The sequence below is a fragment of the Ruegeria sp. AP7 genome, from assembly GCF_056539905.1.
Map to the genome: position 1 here is coordinate 1 of NZ_JBQFVT010000039.1, position 1,368 is coordinate 1,368.

A 1,368-nucleotide genomic window follows, 5' to 3' on the forward strand; every position below is an offset into this window, starting at 1 on the left:
GCCGGACGAAATTGAGGAAGAAGTTGACCTGCCCGGCTGGGATCAGGATGTGGTCAGCGCCTTCACAGAGCTTTACGAACAGGATCTGGCACGATTGCAAACCATGCCAGACATTCGCTTTCTGAAGCCCTGAGAGGATGCGCTACATGCCCAGCGCTTCTTTGTACATCTCCAGAACCGCCTCTTCTTCGGCGATATCATCCTTGTCGCGCTTGCGCAGCGCGATGACTTTGCGCATCACTTTGGTGTCGTAGCCTTTTACCCCCACCTGGCTAGGGTCAGGATTCATAACCAGTAGATGACGACGGCTGCGAGCGCGATGGCCGAGAGGAAGACCTTGGGACACCTGTCGTAGCGGGTTGCCACGCGTCTCCAGTCTTTGAGCCTGCCGAACATGATCTCAATGCGGTTGCGCCGTTTGTATCGGCGCTTGTCGTATTTCACGGTCTTCTTGCGCTGTTTTCGTCCAGGGATGCAGGCGCGTATCCCTTTGTCTTTCAACGCATCTCTGAACCAGTCGGCGTCGTAGCCTCGGTCTCCGAGCAGCCATTCGACCTTTGGCAAACCGCCCAGCAATGCCCGTGCGCCGATATAGTCACTGACCTGTCCGGCGGTGATGAAGAGGTCGAGCGGTCGTCCCTGGCTGTAGCAAATGGCGTGAAGCTTGGTGTTCATACCACCTTTGGTCCGGCCAATCAGGCGACCGCGCCCCCCTTTTTAGCGGCCATGCTGGTCGCTGTTCGATGTGCCTTCAGGTAGGTCGCGTCGATCATGACTGTCTTCTGTTCGCCGTGCTCGGCAGCTAGCCCCACCATCATCCGCGCGAATATGCCCTTTTCGCTCCAGCGCTTCCAACGGCTATAAAGCGTCTTGTGTGGGCCATAGGCTTCAGGAGCGTCGCGCCACCTTAACCCATTGCGGTTGATGAAAATTATCCCGCTCAGAATCCGCCTGTCGTCGACCCTTGGCTTACCGTGCGACTTTGGAAAGTAGGGTTTCAGACGCGCCATCTGTGCGTCGGTCAGCCAGAAAAGATTGCTCATGTCACCGCTCTGTTTTCGGAGCCGTGAATCACGCAGCGCTCGGGAAATCAATGCATCCTGACCCTAGACAGGGCCATAGGCGATCCCTCATTCGAGCGTTAGCTGACTCAGGAACAGTCTCACATGCTCTCAGAGATCAGATCATCGAAATTTTTTCACGTGAGTTGAAACACAAAAGCTTGTCGGCTTTGGAAATTGCGATTGCCATGCGGAATTGGAAGGAATCGCGTTTGGATGGCCAGTTCGCAATTTTACTTGAAAGCGAAGACGTTGACCCCGTCACGCAGTTCGTCATCCAAACCAAATTGGCATCAAAAGACTGAAC

At 55.0% G+C, this 1,368-nt stretch carries 1 protein-coding gene and 1 pseudogene; both read right to left on the minus strand.

All coding sequences use genetic code 11. The annotated features are described in order from the left end of the window. Positions 1-142: 142 nt before the first annotated feature. Positions 143-259: pseudogene (locus ACR0KN_RS22425) on the minus strand (GapR family DNA-binding domain-containing protein); the annotation flags it as partial. A 26-nt stretch (positions 260-285) separates the two neighbouring features. After that, positions 286-1,043 (minus strand): IS5 family transposase gene (locus ACR0KN_RS22430; RefSeq protein WP_480536684.1). Its coding sequence is split into 2 segments (ribosomal slippage): positions 286-719 and positions 719-1,043, totalling 759 coding nucleotides; the frame shifts between segments, so codons are not numbered across the junction. Positions 1,044-1,368: the final 325 nt, after the last annotated feature.